Origin of the sequence: Allolucifera butyrica, from assembly GCF_900476375.1 — a bacterium.
GTDB lineage: Bacteria > Bacillota > Negativicutes > Sporomusales > UPPP01 > Lucifera > Lucifera butyrica.
Genome location: NZ_UPPP01000051.1, coordinates 108684 through 125346 on the forward strand (window position 1 = coordinate 108684; position 16663 = coordinate 125346).

At 40.9% G+C, this 16663-nt stretch carries 17 protein-coding genes; 12 read left to right on the forward strand and 5 right to left on the reverse strand.

What is annotated here, in order from left to right; all coding sequences use genetic code 11:
- Positions 1 to 11 precede the first annotated feature (11 nt).
- Entirely contained in the window at positions 12 to 842 is an 831-nt protein-coding gene (locus LUCIF_RS00820) for an AraC family transcriptional regulator (protein ID WP_122625967.1), read from the reverse strand.
- A gap of 239 nt (positions 843 to 1081) precedes the next feature.
- Between LUCIF_RS00820 and LUCIF_RS00825 the strand changes: the two genes are divergently transcribed.
- The 3 genes from LUCIF_RS00825 to LUCIF_RS00830 all read left to right on the forward strand — a co-directional run bounded on the left by LUCIF_RS00825 (position 1082) and on the right by LUCIF_RS00830 (position 4091).
- Positions 1082 to 2365, forward strand: a complete 1284-nt coding sequence (locus tag LUCIF_RS00825) for a PocR ligand-binding domain-containing protein (protein WP_122625968.1) — start codon at positions 1082 to 1084, stop codon at positions 2363 to 2365.
- A 160-nt stretch (positions 2366 to 2525) separates the two neighbouring features.
- Positions 2526 to 2639 (forward strand): ATP-binding protein, encoded by a 114-nt coding sequence (locus tag LUCIF_RS26925; protein ID WP_165865829.1) that lies wholly within the window; start codon positions 2526 to 2528, stop codon positions 2637 to 2639.
- A gap of 459 nt (positions 2640 to 3098) precedes the next feature.
- Entirely contained in the window at positions 3099 to 4091 is a 993-nt protein-coding gene (locus tag LUCIF_RS00830; RefSeq protein ID WP_122625969.1) for a sugar ABC transporter substrate-binding protein, read from the forward strand.
- Between the two features lie 139 nt (positions 4092 to 4230).
- Here the strand turns inward: LUCIF_RS00830 and LUCIF_RS00835 are convergent, their stop codons facing one another.
- The gene (locus LUCIF_RS00835) at positions 4231 to 4989 is read right to left on the reverse strand and encodes a DeoR/GlpR family DNA-binding transcription regulator (protein ID WP_207856773.1); all 759 of its coding nucleotides are present in this window, start codon (positions 4987 to 4989) and stop codon (positions 4231 to 4233) included.
- 116 nt (positions 4990 to 5105) lie between these two features.
- Here LUCIF_RS00835 and LUCIF_RS00840 point away from each other — a divergent pair, with 116 nt between their 5' ends.
- The 5 genes from LUCIF_RS00840 to LUCIF_RS00860 all read left to right on the forward strand — a co-directional run bounded on the left by LUCIF_RS00840 (position 5106) and on the right by LUCIF_RS00860 (position 11274).
- A complete protein-coding gene (locus LUCIF_RS00840) occupies positions 5106 to 6044 on the forward strand; it encodes a glycyl-radical enzyme activating protein (RefSeq protein ID WP_243638627.1) in 939 nt (312 codons plus the stop codon).
- Positions 6045 to 6231: 187 nt separating this feature from the next.
- Positions 6232 to 8637 carry a glycyl radical protein gene (locus LUCIF_RS00845; protein ID WP_122625972.1) on the forward strand — a complete coding sequence of 802 codons (2406 nt, stop codon included), beginning with the start codon at positions 6232 to 6234 and terminating at the stop codon, positions 8635 to 8637.
- 26 nt (positions 8638 to 8663) lie between these two features.
- A complete protein-coding gene (locus LUCIF_RS00850) occupies positions 8664 to 9344 on the forward strand; it encodes a transaldolase family protein (RefSeq protein WP_122625973.1) in 681 nt (226 codons plus the stop codon).
- 134 nt (positions 9345 to 9478) lie between these two features.
- The gene (locus LUCIF_RS00855) at positions 9479 to 10051 is read left to right on the forward strand and encodes a TetR/AcrR family transcriptional regulator (RefSeq protein WP_122625974.1); all 573 of its coding nucleotides are present in this window, start codon (positions 9479 to 9481) and stop codon (positions 10049 to 10051) included.
- A gap of 74 nt (positions 10052 to 10125) precedes the next feature.
- Complete coding sequence (locus tag LUCIF_RS00860; RefSeq protein WP_122625975.1) at positions 10126 to 11274, forward strand: aldo/keto reductase; 1149 nt, start codon at positions 10126 to 10128, stop codon at positions 11272 to 11274.
- A gap of 140 nt (positions 11275 to 11414) precedes the next feature.
- On the opposite strand, the gene LUCIF_RS00865 is transcribed toward LUCIF_RS00860, so the two are convergent.
- Positions 11415 to 11759 carry a winged helix-turn-helix transcriptional regulator gene (locus LUCIF_RS00865; protein WP_122625976.1) on the reverse strand — a complete coding sequence of 115 codons (345 nt, stop codon included), beginning with the start codon at positions 11757 to 11759 and terminating at the stop codon, positions 11415 to 11417.
- A gap of 56 nt (positions 11760 to 11815) precedes the next feature.
- Between LUCIF_RS00865 and LUCIF_RS00870 the strand changes: the two genes are divergently transcribed.
- Together LUCIF_RS00870 and LUCIF_RS00875 are read left to right on the forward strand one after the other, a co-directional pair.
- Complete coding sequence (locus LUCIF_RS00870) at positions 11816 to 12214, forward strand: DJ-1/PfpI family protein (RefSeq protein ID WP_207856775.1); 399 nt, start codon at positions 11816 to 11818, stop codon at positions 12212 to 12214.
- A gap of 525 nt (positions 12215 to 12739) precedes the next feature.
- Positions 12740 to 13441: a gp53-like domain-containing protein gene (locus LUCIF_RS00875; protein ID WP_122625978.1), complete on the forward strand. Its 702-nt coding sequence runs from the start codon at positions 12740 to 12742 to the stop codon at positions 13439 to 13441.
- A 608-nt stretch (positions 13442 to 14049) separates the two neighbouring features.
- Here the strand turns inward: LUCIF_RS00875 and LUCIF_RS00885 are convergent.
- Positions 14050 to 14388: a hypothetical protein gene (locus LUCIF_RS00885; protein WP_122625980.1), complete on the reverse strand. Its 339-nt coding sequence runs from the start codon at positions 14386 to 14388 to the stop codon at positions 14050 to 14052.
- Positions 14389 to 14590: 202 nt separating this feature from the next.
- Positions 14591 to 14848: a hypothetical protein gene (locus LUCIF_RS00890; protein ID WP_122625981.1), complete on the reverse strand. Its 258-nt coding sequence runs from the start codon at positions 14846 to 14848 to the stop codon at positions 14591 to 14593.
- A 179-nt stretch (positions 14849 to 15027) separates the two neighbouring features.
- On the opposite strand from LUCIF_RS00890, the gene LUCIF_RS00895 reads away from it, so the two are divergent.
- Positions 15028 to 15666, forward strand: coding sequence for an N-acetylmuramoyl-L-alanine amidase family protein (locus tag LUCIF_RS00895; RefSeq protein WP_165865830.1), 639 nt, complete (start codon positions 15028 to 15030; stop codon positions 15664 to 15666).
- Between the two features lie 235 nt (positions 15667 to 15901).
- A complete protein-coding gene (locus LUCIF_RS00900; protein ID WP_122625983.1) occupies positions 15902 to 16465 on the forward strand; it encodes a TetR/AcrR family transcriptional regulator in 564 nt (187 codons plus the stop codon).
- Positions 16466 to 16663 lie beyond the last annotated feature (198 nt).

The following is a 16663-nucleotide window of genomic DNA, read 5'->3' on the forward strand; positions in this document are numbered from 1 at the left end:
GATAACAGGCGCTAGAATTGAATACGCCTGAATTGATTCGGGGTCATGCCGGTGTTTTTTTTAAAAGCCCTGATAAAATGAGAGGCATTATTAAAGCCACAGACAAATCCAACATTTTCAACCGAATCATCCGACATAACCAGCTTTTCCTGTGCTTTTTTCAAACGAACGTTCAACAGATACTCATGGGGGGAACAATTCGTATACTTATTAAACAGTCTGGTAAAGTAATAGGGTGACAGATTAACCTGCGCTGCCATATCACGGAGCGACAGGTTTTCGGCATAATGCTGGCTTATAAATTCAATCGCCCTGGAAATGGAATTATTGGAGGCATACGGGAGTCTACTCTGCGTATTGCTTAATTCGCCAAGGATTTGATGAATATAGACAGATGCCTGATGCTCATTAATTACATTCCGTTCTACCATAGATAGAAGATTATTTACTGTTTTGTCGATTGTGGAAGAAGTGTCAAACACACTTCCATACCGGTTATAGAGCTGATCACAATATGCCTGGCTCCCGTTGCCTGAAAAATGAATCCAGCGAAACTTCAATTTGGTAGCAGCCTTGTATAGATGCTGGTATTTGCAGTCCATTAAAATTATATTTCCGGACGATACAGTTTTATTTTGCCCGCGGTATTCTATATACATTTCCCCATAATCAATCAGCATAAGTAAATACAAGTTTAAAAAATTACGCTGTACTCTGTAGTCTTCCGTACAGTCGAAAATTCCCGCGTATTGTAAATAATAAAGTACATTTTGGGCAAATTCCGAGGGAATGAGAAAATACATATTTGAGGAGGACAATACTCCTTCGTCAGAGATTTCCATTTCATCAACCTCCACCGCTAATTCCCAGGGCAAGATATGTATATTTTAAGGCAACTCTGTGAAATGACTTATAAACAAATTCATTATATACTAGAACCATATTGAGGGCAATAATAATCAAAATTAAGGAGGTCGAATAAATGAAAAATCAGAATTTTAAAATTGTTGAAACTCCGCAGAGTCTAATGCTGACGCCGTCTGTGATAAATTAAGTTTTATCCAAGAGAAAGAGTGATAATATGGCAGCAGCCTACGAGGATATCAGCTTCGATCTTGATAAAGTCAAAAAGAGTCTTTACGCCTATAGCCGGTCCACAAATATTGAGAGTTATATCCTTGATATAAAGGGAAAGTTTCTGTATAAAGCGGGTATCAGTAACAACCTTTGCCAGTTCTGCGGTAAACTTCGCTTGGGACCGTCTTCCCAGACAAGTTGTGCCAGTGTCCATTTATATGGCAGTTACCAGGCAGAAAGATTTGGCGGAAAATATATTTATTTTTGTCCCATAGGCATGGTACACTGGGCCTCGCCCTTAACAAGTAACGGCGTCATACAGGCTGTTCTGATCGGCGGGCCGGTATCCATGCTGGAACCGGAAGAATTCCTGTTGGAAGATATTATGAAACAGAACGGTATTGGCGAATCCCAATTGAAAGATATGAATGCGTATGCGCAGCAAGTCCCGGTAATCCAGCCTGAAATGGTAAACGACTTGTCGGAGTTATTGTTTTTAGTAGCTACCAGTCTTTCCGCGCATAAAACATCAAAGCGGGAAGACCAACGCCAGTATCACAAGACCCAGGCGGACATTTCACAGTCGATACAGGATAGTAAGCTTTTGAAAAATAATACAAAGTATCCCTTTGGAAAGGAAAAAGAACTGCTCTCGAAGATAGCTTTAGGGGATAAAGCCGCTTCGCAAAAAATTTTGAATGAAATACTGGGTTATGTTTTATTTTCGTCAGGTAAAGACTTTGAAATCATTAAAGCAAGAATACTGGAACTGGTGGTCTTACTTTCCAGGGCCGCTGTCGAAGGCGGCGCCGACTCCTCTGAAATTTTCGGATTAAATTATAAATACCTTTCCGATATTAATCATTTAAAAACGGTAGAAGAATTAACCCATTGGCTTTCCAGGATCATGGTAAGATTTACTGATTGTGTATTTAATCTGGCGGATGTGCGCCATAAAGACGTCCTTTACAAAGCAGTGGACTATATTAAAAGAAATTACATGAAACGGCTGACGCTGGAACAGGTTGCCGGCTATGTATACCTGAGTCCGGGCTACTTCAGCAAAATATTTAAAGATGAAATGAAATGCAGTTTCGTTTCTTATATAAATGCCTTGCGTGTCAAAATTGGCAAAGATCTTTTGCTGGATGTATCGATTCCGTTGACAGATGTCTCCAGTCTAATTGGTTATGAAGATCAAAGTTACTTTACCAGAGTATTTAAGAAAGAGACCGGAATAACTCCGGGAAAATTCCGGGAAGCAAGAGGGCAGCAAATTGCTCGATAAGGTGATAACATGCTTAGACTAAAAGTCATTGCCTGTGATGTTTTGAATAGAGAAATTTCTTACTTAAGCAGCCAGTCCTGCTGCTATGTTGACGTTACTTTTTTGCATTAAGGCTTACATGATACTCAGGAGAAATTGAAGACCCTTTTACAGCAGGAAATTGATCAGGTTAATTAAAGAAAAAATTAAGTATATTGAACTGTCGGCTTGTAAAGAATTTAACGATTTTTTTATTGACGCCATGCTGTTTACAGAAGAGCAATCGACCCAGTAGTGCCGGTATAATAAATCAGCATAAATTGATAAGGAAAGTACAAAAAAACTGAAATATTTTTGATACAAACAATTTACTATATTTTAAAATTACTATATTACACGTATCCCCTATATATAGACCCTGCAGGCACTTTTTATCTGCAGGGTTCTTTTTTGTGGGTTTAGTGAACTTCATGAACAGATTATTAATTAAAAAGTGCAAAAAAGCGGCAATATTTCCAATACAAACAATAAACCCTTACATTAATATATAAATATGATGTGTTTAAATTTTCATAATATAGAGAATTATATTGATGATTACTCGCGAAGAGGATAATCAATAAGAATTGGTAAGAATGGCTGGAAGGAAAAAATAGAAGTTTTTGATATCTGAGGGGGTGGTCAAATATATAAGAAGACGTATAGCGAATAGGGTTCAAGAAAAGCACCAAAGTAAAAAAGGGGGAATTTTAGAATGAAAAAGTCTTTATTTTTGTTGATGGCGTTGGTTTTAATGGTTACTTTGGTAGTTGCCGGCTGCGGTGGTTCCCAACCACAAAGCGATGCCCAAAAGACTCCTGGAAAAATGAGAATTGGTGTAATAGTTAAAGCTTTGAACGGCGATTACTGGAAAACCGTAGAAGCCGGGGCAAAAGCTGCAGGTGAAAAATATGGCGCTGATGTCACCGTATTAGGTCCTAGTGCCGAAACGAATGTTACTGAGCAAATTTCCATGATTGAAGACCAAATTACCAAGAAAGTAAATGCTTTGGTGGTTGCCCCTTCCCAGCCGCCCAGTGCGATCCCCGCATTTAATAAGGCCAAAGCAGCCAAGATTCCTGTAATATTGCTTGATACGGATGCGAAATGGGATGATAAAGTTTCTTTTGTAGGTACGGGGAATTATAATGCCGGTAAATTGGGCGGCGAATATTTGGCGAAAAATCTGGTTCATAAAAAAGGCGCTAAAGTATTAATTCTGCGCGGTGCTTTAGGGGATCCGACCCATGATGAACGCGCCAACGGTTTTATCGAAGCGATAAAAGCAGCCGGGCTTGAAGTAGCCGCTGTTCAACCTGCCAACAGTGAACGCGCTATGGCCGTAACTGTAATGGAGAACGTTTTGCAAAGCCAGCTGCCGTTTGATGCAGTTTTCTGCACAAATGAGGAAATGGCTCTTGGTGCTGTAAAAGCGTTAGAAACTGCCGGTAAAAATATTCCTGTTCTTGGGTTCGACGGTTCGCCGGATACTCTTGCTTCGATTGCTGCCGGGCAATTAAACGCAACGATTGCTCAAAGTCCGTTTAACATGGGATTTAAAAGTGTAGAAGCCGCTATTAAAGCAGCTAAAGGTGAAAAGGTTGACAAACGGATTGATACCGGGACAGAGATTGTTAATAAAGACAATGTAAAACAAGTACAAGAAGAAGTTAAAAAGCTGGTTGATAAATATACAAGCAATAGTTAGGAAAACCATCCTGGAAAAGGGGGCAAGCGCTTACTTTCTTTGGAGATAATTCGGATGATGGCTAACGCAGTCAGGACCACCCGTTTATCGGTGGTCCTGACTGATGTGGGATATTAGCGAAATTACCCTAAACTTCGTGTTAAACGATATTTAGAACTATATTGTTGCTTTCTATCAGAGCTTTAGCATCTACAGGAATCGAATTATTTGTGAATAAATAATCCACTTTGCTTAGAGGGAACAAAACAACCAAACTACGTCGGTTAAACTTGGTTGCATCGGTGAGTAATATAACTTTTTTGGCGGATTCCGCCATAGATTTCACTGCTTCAGCCCTCATTAGATCACTACTCATAAATCCCGATTCTGCTGAAAACCCGTCGACTCCCACAAAAAGCTTATCTACGTAAAATTCGCCGGCGCACTTTCTGGTGATGGGGCCTACATTTACCTGAGATTCCTTTTGATACTCGCCGCCAAGTAAGATCATTTTGCAATTAGCGTATTGTCTGATATAAGAGGCAATAAAAGCGGAATTGGTGATGATTGTGATATCCCTTTTGTTTTTTGCCAATTCTTCGGCAAAAATAGCGCAGCTGGATCCTGACTCAATCATCACGGTTTCTCCATTTGAAACTAAGTTGGCGGCCTGTTTAGCAATTTTTTGTTTTATATCATAATTGATTGCGAGGCGATTGTTAATGTCGTCACTGTCATTCAAAACAGCATAGCCATGTTCCCGGCAAATAAGTCCCTTATCAACTAAGATATCTAAATCCTTACGAATTGTTACCTGAGAAACGCCTAGAAGGTCGGAAAGCTTGGACACTTCTATTTTTTTATTTTCATTGATTATATTTAATATCTTAGTCATTCTAGCCGTCATATTTTCCTCCATAGAAACGGGATTTCTACTAATTATAGCATAATAGTTTTTATTATTACAATAAGTGAATATAACATATTAGTAATACGGATGAAACTATTTTATTTACAAATGAAATGAATTGATTTATGCTGGTTATAGTATTGAAAAAAGGGATGTGGCCTATGCAGCAAAAGAAAGCGTTACTGTTTAATATACAAAAATTTAGTATCCATGATGGCCCTGGAATTCGAACCGCCGTATTTTTTAAAGGGTGTCCGCTTAAATGCAATTGGTGCTCCAATCCGGAATCTCAAATGGGGAAAATTCAAATTGCCTGGGATGCCGCAAAATGCATTGGTTGTAAAAAATGCGTGAAAGGATGTCCGGAAGGAGCTATATCGGAAGGCGAAAACAGGATACTGATCGATAATGAAAAATGCAAGGGATGGCAAGAATGCATGAAAGGGTGTCCGGCCAATTGTTTTCAAGTGGAAGGCGAATATAAAGCAGTCGATGAGATTGTCGCGGCAGTGTTAAAGGACCGGGACTTCTATGAGGAATCAGGGGGAGGCGTTACTTTAACCGGCGGAGAGGTTCTGCAACAAGCGGATGTTGCCATGGAACTTTTAAAGGAATTGAAAAAGCATACCATTCATCGGGCGGTTGAAACGACCGGTTACACAACTTCCGAGGTATTTGAAAGATTTTTGGCACAGGTTGATTTAGTATTATTTGATTTGAAACACTATGATACGGTCAAGCACAAAGAGGGGACCGGTGTAGACAATGCTATAATCCTGGAAAATATGAAACTGACTGTGCAAAAAGGCAAGCAAATAATTGCCAGGATTCCCGTGATTCCTAAGTTTAACGATAGCCTTCAGGATGCGGCAGGCTTTTGCAGGCTTTTAATGGATGTGGGTATTAAAGAAGTTAATTTGTTACCATTTCATCAATTTGGCCAAAAAAAATACGAATTACTAGGCATGAAATATAAGCTGAATAATGTGAAGCCGCTTCATCCGGAGGATTTGCAGGATTATCAAAAAGTCTTTCTAGGTAACGGGTTGGATTGTAAATTTTAATTTGAATTATGCCTGTTTTATTTATCTTGTAAACGGTTCTATTTTAAAAATAAGATTATTGCAAATGTAAAATATATATTTACGAATGTAATAAAAGCATTTGATCTATGAAATGATAAATGATATTATTTAATTAGCCGATAAATTATTGATTTATATGTAATCAAATGATTGGGAAGGGATATCAATGAGTGAATATTTTGGACAGTTAACAGAGAGAATGTCTCGCTTTAGAGAAGAAGTATTAAGGGCAAAACCCAAAGTATGCGCCGAAAGAGCCGTTTACACCACAGAAAGCTATAAGCAGAATCTTGATAAGCCGGTTATATTAAAAAGAGCCTGTATGCTGGAAAATGTTTTGAAAAAAATGAGCATTTTTATCGAAAAAGATACTCTTATCGTTGGCAACCAGGCGTCAGAAAACCGGGCGGCTCCTATTTTTCCGGAATATGCCATGGATTGGGTGATAAAAGAGCTTGATGAATTTGAAAAAAGAGAGGGAGATATCTTTTACATTACAGAAGAAACGAAACGGCAATTGAGGGAAATCGCCCCTTTCTGGCAACACAATACAACCAAGGAGCGCGGGCTTGCCGCAATGCCGCCGGCCAGCAAAGTTTTTTACGACTTAGGAATCATAAAGGCGGAAGGAAATATCACATCCGGCGATGCGCATATTGCCGTAGATTATGGCAGATTGATGAAATATGGTTTAAAAGATTATAGGCAAAGAACGCTGGCTATGATGGATTCCCTGGATTTAACCGATTTTAAGAATCTGAAGAAACTGTATTTTTATCAGGCAATCCTCCTTGTCATTGATGCAACGTCGGCATTTGCCAAAAGATATGCCGACTTAGCAATTTCCATGGCGGAGAGAGAAGAAGATTCCGTAAGAGCAGCGGAATTACGTGAAATTGCCAGAATCTTAATCAAAGTTCCTTATGAACCGGCGGATTCATTCTATGAAGCCATTCAATCGATGTGGCTGGTTCATTTAGTTCTGCAAATTGAGTCGAATGGTCACTCCCTGTCTTATGGACGAATGGATCAGTACCTGTATCCTTATTATAAAAAAGATATGGATGCCGGCATAATTACTGAGGAAAGCGCCGTGGAATTACTCTCCAATCTGTGGATAAAAACACTGACGGTCAATAAAATTAGAAGCTGGTCGCATACGCAATTTAGTGCCGGAAGCCCTTTGTATCAGAATGTCACAATCGGAGGACAGACTGTAGATAAGAAAGATGCCGTAAATCCGCTTTCTTATTTGATATTAAGAAGCGTTGCCCAAACCAAGCTGCCTCAACCGAATCTGACAGTGCGTTATCATGCCGGGTTAGATGACCGGTTTATGAAAGAATGTATCGAAGTGGTTAAAATAGGATTTGGTATGCCGGCTTTTAATAACGATGAAATTATCATTCCGTCCTTCCTCGAAAAAGGGGTCAAAGAAGAGGACGCGTACAATTACAGCGCCATTGGCTGCGTGGAAGTGGCGGTTCCGGGAAAATGGGGCTATCGCTGCACCGGAATGAGCTTTCTGAACTTTCCTAAGTCCTTGCTGATTGCCATGAATAATGGCGTGGATCCTAAATCCGGGCTAAAAGTAGCGGCAGGGGTTGGGCACTTTAAAGATATGGAAACCTTTGATGATCTGCAAAAGGCGTGGGATGTGCTTATCCGGGACGTTACCAGACACAGTGTAATCATTGAGAATGCTTGTGACATGGTTTTAGAGGAAGATGTTCCGGATGTGCTGTGTTCGGCATTGAGTGAAGATTGCATTGGCCGCGGAAAAACGCTGAAAGAGGGCGGCGCCATATATGACTTTATTAGCGGGCTGCAGGTAGGGATTGCCAACTTGGCAGACTCTTTGGCGGCAATTAAAAAATGTGTATATGAAGAGAAGACGGTCGGGCGTGAGGAGTTATGGAATGCATTAATGAATAACTTTGCAGGACCGGACGGAGAAAGAGTTCAAAACTTGCTGCTTGCGGCGCCTAAATACGGCAACGACGACGATTATGTAGATTTACTGGTTACGGAAGCTTATCGCAGCTACATTGACGAAGTAGTAAAATATCCGAATACGCGGTTTGGCAGAGGACCGATAGGGGGAACCCGCTATGCAGGAACCTCTTCTATTTCTGCTAACGTTGGTCAGGGCCTGGGAACGATGGCTACTCCCGATGGAAGAAAAGCCTATACGCCGCTTGCCGAGGGCTGCTCTCCCACCCATGCCATGGACAAGAACGGCCCTACAGCGGTATTTAAATCCGCTGCCAAGCTTCCTACGAAAGAGATTACGGGCGGAGTACTGTTGAATCAAAAAGTAACGCCCCAAGTACTGGAAAAAGAGGCAGACAAGATGAAATTAGTAGCGCTGCTGAGAACATTCTTTAACCGGTTAAAAGGATTTCACGTGCAATATAATGTGGTTTCCCGGGATACATTAATCGATGCCCAGAAGCATCCGGAGAAGCACAGGGATCTGATTGTGCGGGTGGCAGGCTACTCCGCATTCTTTAACGTATTATCGAAAACTACCCAGGACGATATTATCGAAAGAACGGAGCATCTAGTGTAATTTTTAGCAAGGGAGAGTAAAATAATATGAAATTAATCGTGGATTTTGCCAATTTAGGTCAAATTAAAGAATTATATGCTTATTATCCGCTGGATGGTGTTACAACCAATCCGGCGATTCTGGCGAAGGAAGGAAGAAATCCTTATGAAGTATTAAAAGAAATCAGGGAATTTATCGGAGCGGAGGCTGAACTCCACGTTCAAGTTATTTCTTTGGATGCCGAATCGATGATTCAGGAAGCGCATAAAATTCAAGCGGAATTGGGCGCTGCTACGTACGTCAAAATTCCCGTAACCAGAGAAGGTCTTAAGGCCATAAAAACGCTTGCGGCAGAAAACGCCAAGATTACGGCAACGGCCGTATACAACCCCATGCAAGCCTATCTGGCGGGAAAAGCGGGCGCTAACTATGCGGCGCCTTACGTAAACAGAATTGACAACCTGGGAGCCGACGGCGTGAAAGTTGCTAAGGAAATTCACGATATCTTTAAAAAGAATGATTTAAAAACCGAAGTTCTTGCGGCAAGTTTTAAAAATTCGCAGCAAGTATTAGAATTGGCAAAATACGGGGTGGGTGCTGCGACAATTTCTCCCGACGTAATGGAAGGTCTAATCAAGCTGGATTCCGTTACCTGCGCAGTAGCCGCGTTTGTAAAAGATTTTGAAAAGCTATGCGGTGAAGGGAAAACGATGCTGAATTGTTGCTAGCTTGGTAACCAATCTGAGTCCTGGTTATGGTCCGGCTGAGCAAAAAGAGGTTGACAACGAGATCATTTTAGGGTAATTTATATATAAAAATGAATGGTCATTCCGGCACTACTATTACTTATTTGGAGACTATTATGCAGGAAAAAATACAGGATAAGAAAGCAGCTGTGTTGCAAGCTACCCTTGAATTGATCTCCGAACAGGGGTTTCACGCTACGCCCATGTCGCAAATTGCTCAAAAAGCAAATATAGGAGTCGGTACGATTTACCGTTACTTTCCCAGTAAAGAGGACTTGATTAATAGCCTCTATATTCAGGTTAAGTCTCGTCTTGCTCAGTTTGTTTTTAAAAATTATTCAGAGAACATGCCTGTCCGCAGAAGTTTCATAATACTATTACGCAGTATTGTCGATTACTTTATTGAAAATCCCAAGGAATTTCTTTTTATGGAGCAATATGCCAACTCTCCTATGATTACGGTTGCCACCCGGCAAGAAGGCCTGCGTATGTTTGAACCGGCAAGCAAATTATTTATTCGGGCCAAAGAGGAGACTTTATTAAAAGATCTTCCCATGGAAATGATAAATACGCTTGCTTTTGGTGCGACGAAGGCCCTTGTAAATCTTTACCTGTTTAGTGAGGTGAAACCGGATAGCGCTACTCTGGATAAGGGGGTAGAGGCCGTATGGGACACAATCAGACGCTAACTTATGGGTTTATTTTTCATATATGGGAGTGAACGTTCATTCCTTTAATTATAAAATAAAAAGGTGGGGTTATTTTGCTGTATAGAAAATTTGGCAGAACGAATGAGATGGTTTCTGTATTAGGTTTTGGTTGTATGAGACTGCCGGTTATTGACAACGATCCAACGAAAATCGATGCAGAAAAAGCGATACCTATGATACGGCATGCGATTGATGCGGGAGTAAATTATATTGACACGGCTTATCCTTATCACGGAACCGGTTTTAATCAGGGGGGAGCCAGTGAGCCTTTTGTTGCTAAGGCGCTGAAAGATGGCTATCGGCAGAAAGTCAATTTAGCAACCAAGCTGCCGACCTGGCTGATTAAAACGCGGGCAGATATGGATCGTTATTTAAATGAACAACTGGAACGGCTTGAGACAGATGCAATTGACTTTTATTTACTCCATTCTTTAAATCACAAGGTTTGGCCTCAGTTAAAAGAGGCCGGATTTAAAGACTTTTTGGAACAGGCGATGAAAGCTGGTAAAATCAGATATGCCGGATTTTCCTTTCATGATCAAGGCGAGTTATTTAAAGAAATCGTCGATGCCTATGATTGGTCATTTTGTCAAATTCAATACAATTATTTAGACGAAAAATTCCAGGCGGGAACAGAAGGGTTGGCATACGCTGCTAAGAAAGGGTTGGGCGTTGTCATTATGGAACCGCTAAGAGGCGGTAGCCTGACCAAGCTGCCCGAACCGGCAAAAGCGGTTATTGACCGGGCCGAGGTCAAAAGAACCCCGGCCGAATGGGCATTGAGATGGGTATGGAATCACCCTGAGGTATCTGTTGTATTAAGCGGCATGAATAACATGGATCAGGTTACTGAGAATGTCCGGGTGGCCCAGGAAGCGGCAGCCAATTCTTTAACGGCAAAGGAATTAGCTAGCATTGAAGCCGTAAAGAGAATTTTTAAAGAAAAAGTAAAAGTCAATTGTACAGGCTGTGCTTACTGTATGCCTTGTCCCGCCGACATCAATATTCCGATGTGCTTTTCTACCTATAATGATTATTGGATTTTTGACGGCGCACCGGATGCAAAATTTATGTACGGGGCCTGGTCGCAAATGGGAGCTCCTGCTTCTAAGTGCGTCGAATGTGGCAAATGCGAAAGTCATTGTCCACAGGGGCTTGAAATTCGTAAGCAATTAAAGAACGTCGTAGAACTGTTTGAATAGCCGTCAGAAAGCTGCAGTTATATTAGAATCGAATTATAATGCAGTAGTTAAAAAAGAATTAAGAAGATCAAAAGTTTAGGCGCAGGTAACAAGCCGGTTTTAGTCAATTTTGCAGACTAAAGCCGGCTTGTTTTTTTCCACTATTCCAGGCTAAGATTGGCCTTTGGCCAATTCATTTCGCCCCAGTCACACATGAGGTCCAAAATAGGAATGAGTGTCTGTCCTTTTTCAGTTAGCGAGTATTCAACTTTGGGCGGAATTTGGTGATATTCTTTGCGGGCAATCAATTGTTCCGTTTCGAGTTCTTTTAGTTGCTGGCTCAGCATTTTGTGGGTAATACCTGAAAGTCTTCTTTTCAATTCCCCATATCGTAAGGTCCCCTGCTCGCATAATAGATAAATAATCAGCCACTTCCATTTGCCGCCGAGCACAGACAACGTATATGCCACAGGGCAGTCGAGGGTAATTTCCTCAGATTTTGCCACATTGACACTCTCCTTTAGTATAGTATCTTCCTTAGTATATAGTATCTACCATAAAAGTGCATACTTTTATATTGAAAGCTAACAACGTCAGATTTTTCGGCAATGACCAGGCCGCTCTGCAACGCGCCCTTGATTTTGTCGCTACTTACCCAAACCTGCAAAACCTGCAGCATCCGATTACCTTGAAGGAGGCAGTTGACGGCGAATTGGATCAATATGCAGCCATCTATGTTCCCGGCGGGCACGCGCCAATGAACGATCTGATGCAGGATCCCAATCTCGGTGAAGCGCTGCGTTATTTTCATCAGCAATCGAAACCGACTGCTTTATTGTGTCATGGGCCCATTGCATTACTGGCGGCGCTGACCGATGCGCCGGCCTATCGGCAGGCGCTGGCGGACGGCGATTTTGATGCGCAAAAAGAGGCTAGTGCAGGCTGGCAGTATGCTGGCTAGCATTAAACAAAAAACAAGCCGGTAAGTAATCTTTCGGCAACCATTGGCCTGATTCTCAAAAAAGTGGTTTAAGCGGAATTATTTGCTTTGCCGGAATCTGTTTTGCCGTTTGCTGTAGTGCCGGCAGGATATCCTGAGACAGAAAATAAATATATTGACCGCTACGAAAAAGCAAAAGTTCATTATGGCAAATATTAAGAGGACGTCAAACTTTCCGGCCATGCTGCTCCATTGCCATGATCGGTGCTAGCGCCGGCGGAACCGTTGATTTATTAGTAAACTTCTGCCTAAACTCGGCAGAAGTTTTGTTTTAATACTTTTCCTGATGACTTCTTGGGCGGTCTTAGCCACTATTCATTGGTTTTTAGATGAGCGGTTTTTTTAAGTTAATCAGTTTTGAACCGTTAAAAAATTCGCCGTTTATGAATGTATCTAAGTGAAGACCGATATACGGGAAAAACACATTAACTATAAGAGTTCCTTTGCCATATCGGCTTTAATTAAAATAATTTAGGAGGTTAACAAATGGCATACGATTCGACCTTACCGTTAGACAATACGGCAGGTATCAGAGAAAATTTTAGAGCGTTGAAAGAAGACAAGATTGTCGCTGCAGAAAGTGCCAATACTGCAGATTCAGCAACGACGGCGGCAAGCTGCATTGGGAATTCGGCAACGGCCACCCAGTTGGCTAAGGCTAGAACGATTTCTCTTACGGGTAATGCCACTGGCAATGCATCGTTCGATGGTTCAGCAGATGTATCAATCACTGTGGATGTGACTAGTGCAGATACTGCCGCTGCCTGCTCCGGCAATGCAACGACTGCCACAAAGTTGGAAACTGCAAGAACTATTAATGGTGTATCCTTTGATGGTACTGCGGATATTACTATTTCAACTGACGAATATGACAAGGCACATTTATTTTCGGCAAACGGCTATCAAGAGCTGGGCAATGGATTGATTTTGCAGTGGGGAAGCTCTAATCTACCTGCAAGTGGTACGACGGTAGCAGCAAAAACTGTTACCTTTCCCATAGCCTTTCCGAATGCTTGTTTGCAAGCATTCGCTACGGCCGCAGGAGCAGTTAATACTGCCAGTGGATACGTACCGGTAATGATATGTGGAACGTTGACGGCAACGTCTGCCAGTTTTGGCGGCGATAGTAATGGTACGGTTAAATTTACTAATACTCCAGGCTTTAACTGGTTGGCTATCGGGTATTAATGCATTAATTTAGCTCGGTTAATCGCCGAGCTTTTTTATTTAGGACTATTTTCCTATTATGATTTGCCATAATTTGTCGATATAATGTATAACGTGAAAAGAAGAACATTATTGTGAGGGTATTTTTTGCAAAAATACTTCGGTGGGCCGAGGATTATTACTAAATATATGCTTGTTTTATAACTATACTATCGTTTGGCTCACCTAGTTTATAAGGAGGAAAGGAAAATGCTTTTAGATATTATTTGCGGTTTTATTGTTGTTGGTGGAATAACTATCGTTGTGATGCTTTCCATGTGTTTTCGGTTGCCATGATATCTTACTCTTTTTTACCCTGCATACAGAAGACGATGCCGTTTTTACTGCGATGGAAATTGATGCATTCACAACACTTGCCATGTCTTTTACAAGTCGTATTGAGGCAGGGACAATTCTCATTAATATTACAGTTGTTCTTTGCTCCTGCTTTTTTTAAATACTTTAGAAAGAGATTCAATGTTAACATCTCCAATATCTTTTTTATAATTATTCTAGGTAGAAATTTTAGCCCCTTTATTTCCAATAATTAAAGCCGCCTATCCGTAGATAAGCGGCTGTTTGATATGACTTTAATTACTCGATGAACCAATTGCGGCCCCAATCAGAAAAGCTTCAATTTCCTTAAGCACCTCATCATGCCGCTGCCTTTCCCGTTCTTGCCGTTCATGCCATTCCCTGTCGCTTTCCCCTTTGTGGCGCTGCATCTCTCGCTCGTGGCGTTCATTTTCTTCGCGTAGGCGTCTGTCGTGCTCACGTTGCCGGTCATTATCACCATTATGATGATCCAGTTGAACGATTCGCTGGGGTTCATTATATATGGGGGAAGCCGATGCTATTGTTGCACCGAAACTTATTTGTATAATGCCTGCCATTGAATATACTATTATTTTTTTTACGATGTTTTTCATGGGATATCCCTCCTCATTTCTTATTTTTTAGTATAACTGGGAAGTATGACAAAATCATGACGAAACAAAATTTATCAAACTCATTTGCAGGATAAGCATATGCGTCCTGAGCTAAAGGGAGAGTCAGATAGAGAAATAACAAAACACGGTCTATGCCGTGTTTTGGAATGGAAAAGGTACTTTGATAAGTAGGAAATAATTACTAGTAAATTTTTTTATAGAATAGCTCATAGCGGTTGCTTTCAAAACCGATGCCAATGTTTCTATTGTCGAGAAATTTTTGAACGTTTCCGATGAAGGAGAAACCGGAAGGATTATTGACACTTTTGCCATTGAATGAATCCGCCCATGGATGAGACTGATTTTGATAACTCTGCGACGGCAAGTGCATTGGAAGGCTGATTGTCGTTACGGGTGCCAGTATCATAACGGATATAGCGATAATAATATGTATTCGCAAAATAATTACCCCCCGCTATCTCTAGTGTAATCAATCGAAAGTGTCTTGACAAATGGTAATATATCTCACAGTCTGCTGTTCCCTCGTCTTTTTTGCAACTTACTAGGCATAGTGGCTGCCGGAACCTCTTTATGCCTCTTAACATAATATATATAAAAAGCATATTGGAGGGAATAAAAATGTTGCACCGTGATGCCTGTGATGAAGAAGACATCGGCGAATGCGACTGTGGCTGCGGTGAAGTATCAGAACCATTATTGAATAAAATTATTGTCCTCGACCCTGGTCATGGAGGTATTTATTCGGGAGGCGTACACTATGGGTTCCGGGAATCTGATATTAATCTGTCGGTCGGTCTTAAACTATGCCAAAAACTAGCCAGGTTAGGCGCTAAAGTTATTATGACGCGAACGCGTGATGTTAACCTGGCCCCGCCTGGCTCGACTCTTGACGCCGATCTCCAAGCCAGAGTAGATGTTGCTAAAACCTCCGGCGCAGATATTTTCGTAAGTCTGCATGTTGACGATGTTCCCAATATCAATCTTTCGGGTGCTGCCAGTTACTTCCCGATGGGACGTTCTTCCGGCCTTGCCAGTACTATCCAAACTTCTTTAATAAATGAAACCTGCGCCGTTGATAATGGTGTTAGCCCGGCTGATTTTTATGTACTCGTTCATAATGACATACCCGCAGCATTAATTGAAATGGGGTATCTATCCAATCCTGCGGAAGCATTGTGTCTTATGAATAACTGCTATCAAAATCTAATAGCCAACGGGATTTTAAACGGTATCATTAACTACTTTCTGTGCCAATAATCCTATATTACTGCTAAGTGTAGCAGCAGTACGCCCTCGTTTCGGCTGGAAGTCAGGGATACCAGCCTTATAAAAGACGCCTATAACTTTAGCAGGTTATGAGCGTCTTTTTGCCGTGTAAAATTTCCTTTTTAAAAAACGTATTGACACATACAAAAAAATAATATAATCTAAGTTTAGTTTGTTAGTACCGATTTTGTCATTTCGGTACAAGAATAGTCGAGGTGATCTTATTTTGCGAAATCGTATTCTTATGGCCGCGGCCGAAGAGATGAAAGTTCGCGGTGTAAAATTTACCATGAGCGATTTGGCCAGACGTCTTAGTCTCAGTAAAACTTCCTTATACGAGCATTTTGCCTCTAAAAATGAACTTATACATAATATTTTGGTGACTACTATTCAGGACTTTCAGGAACAGGAACAGGAAATTTACAGTAACTGTGAGTTGTCTGCTGCGGACAAAATTCAGGCCTTGCTTAAAATTGCACCCAGGGTATTTGGCCCTATTTACAATCGTAGTCTTTATGATGACCTCCGCCATTATTATCCTAATGAATGGCAGTTGGTGTCAGATTTTCGGGAGGAGCATCTTAATAACCTGACATCTTTCATCGTCCGGAATATAGAAACCAATTCTCTTCGCCCCATCAATATATCGGTATTCAGGCAAATTATTACCAGTACAACAAACGATTTATTTAACTTTCGATTTCTTGAGGAAAGTAATTTAACGCATGCCGATGCATTAACAGCCATGGCGGATATTATTGTATACGGTTTACTTCCTCACAACAGATAATTATTTTTTACTTTTTTATTTTAAATCGCACTTTAGTGCGATTTAAATATACCTTTTTGTACTACGTGTACCAATAATGTAATTGTAGTACAATAAATAATTAATGTTATTCGCTACAATCTTTATAAATAACTGACCAGAAGATATGGAGTGATGAAAAAGTGTAAGCAATAAAGAAGATTGTTTTTGCCTAGAACG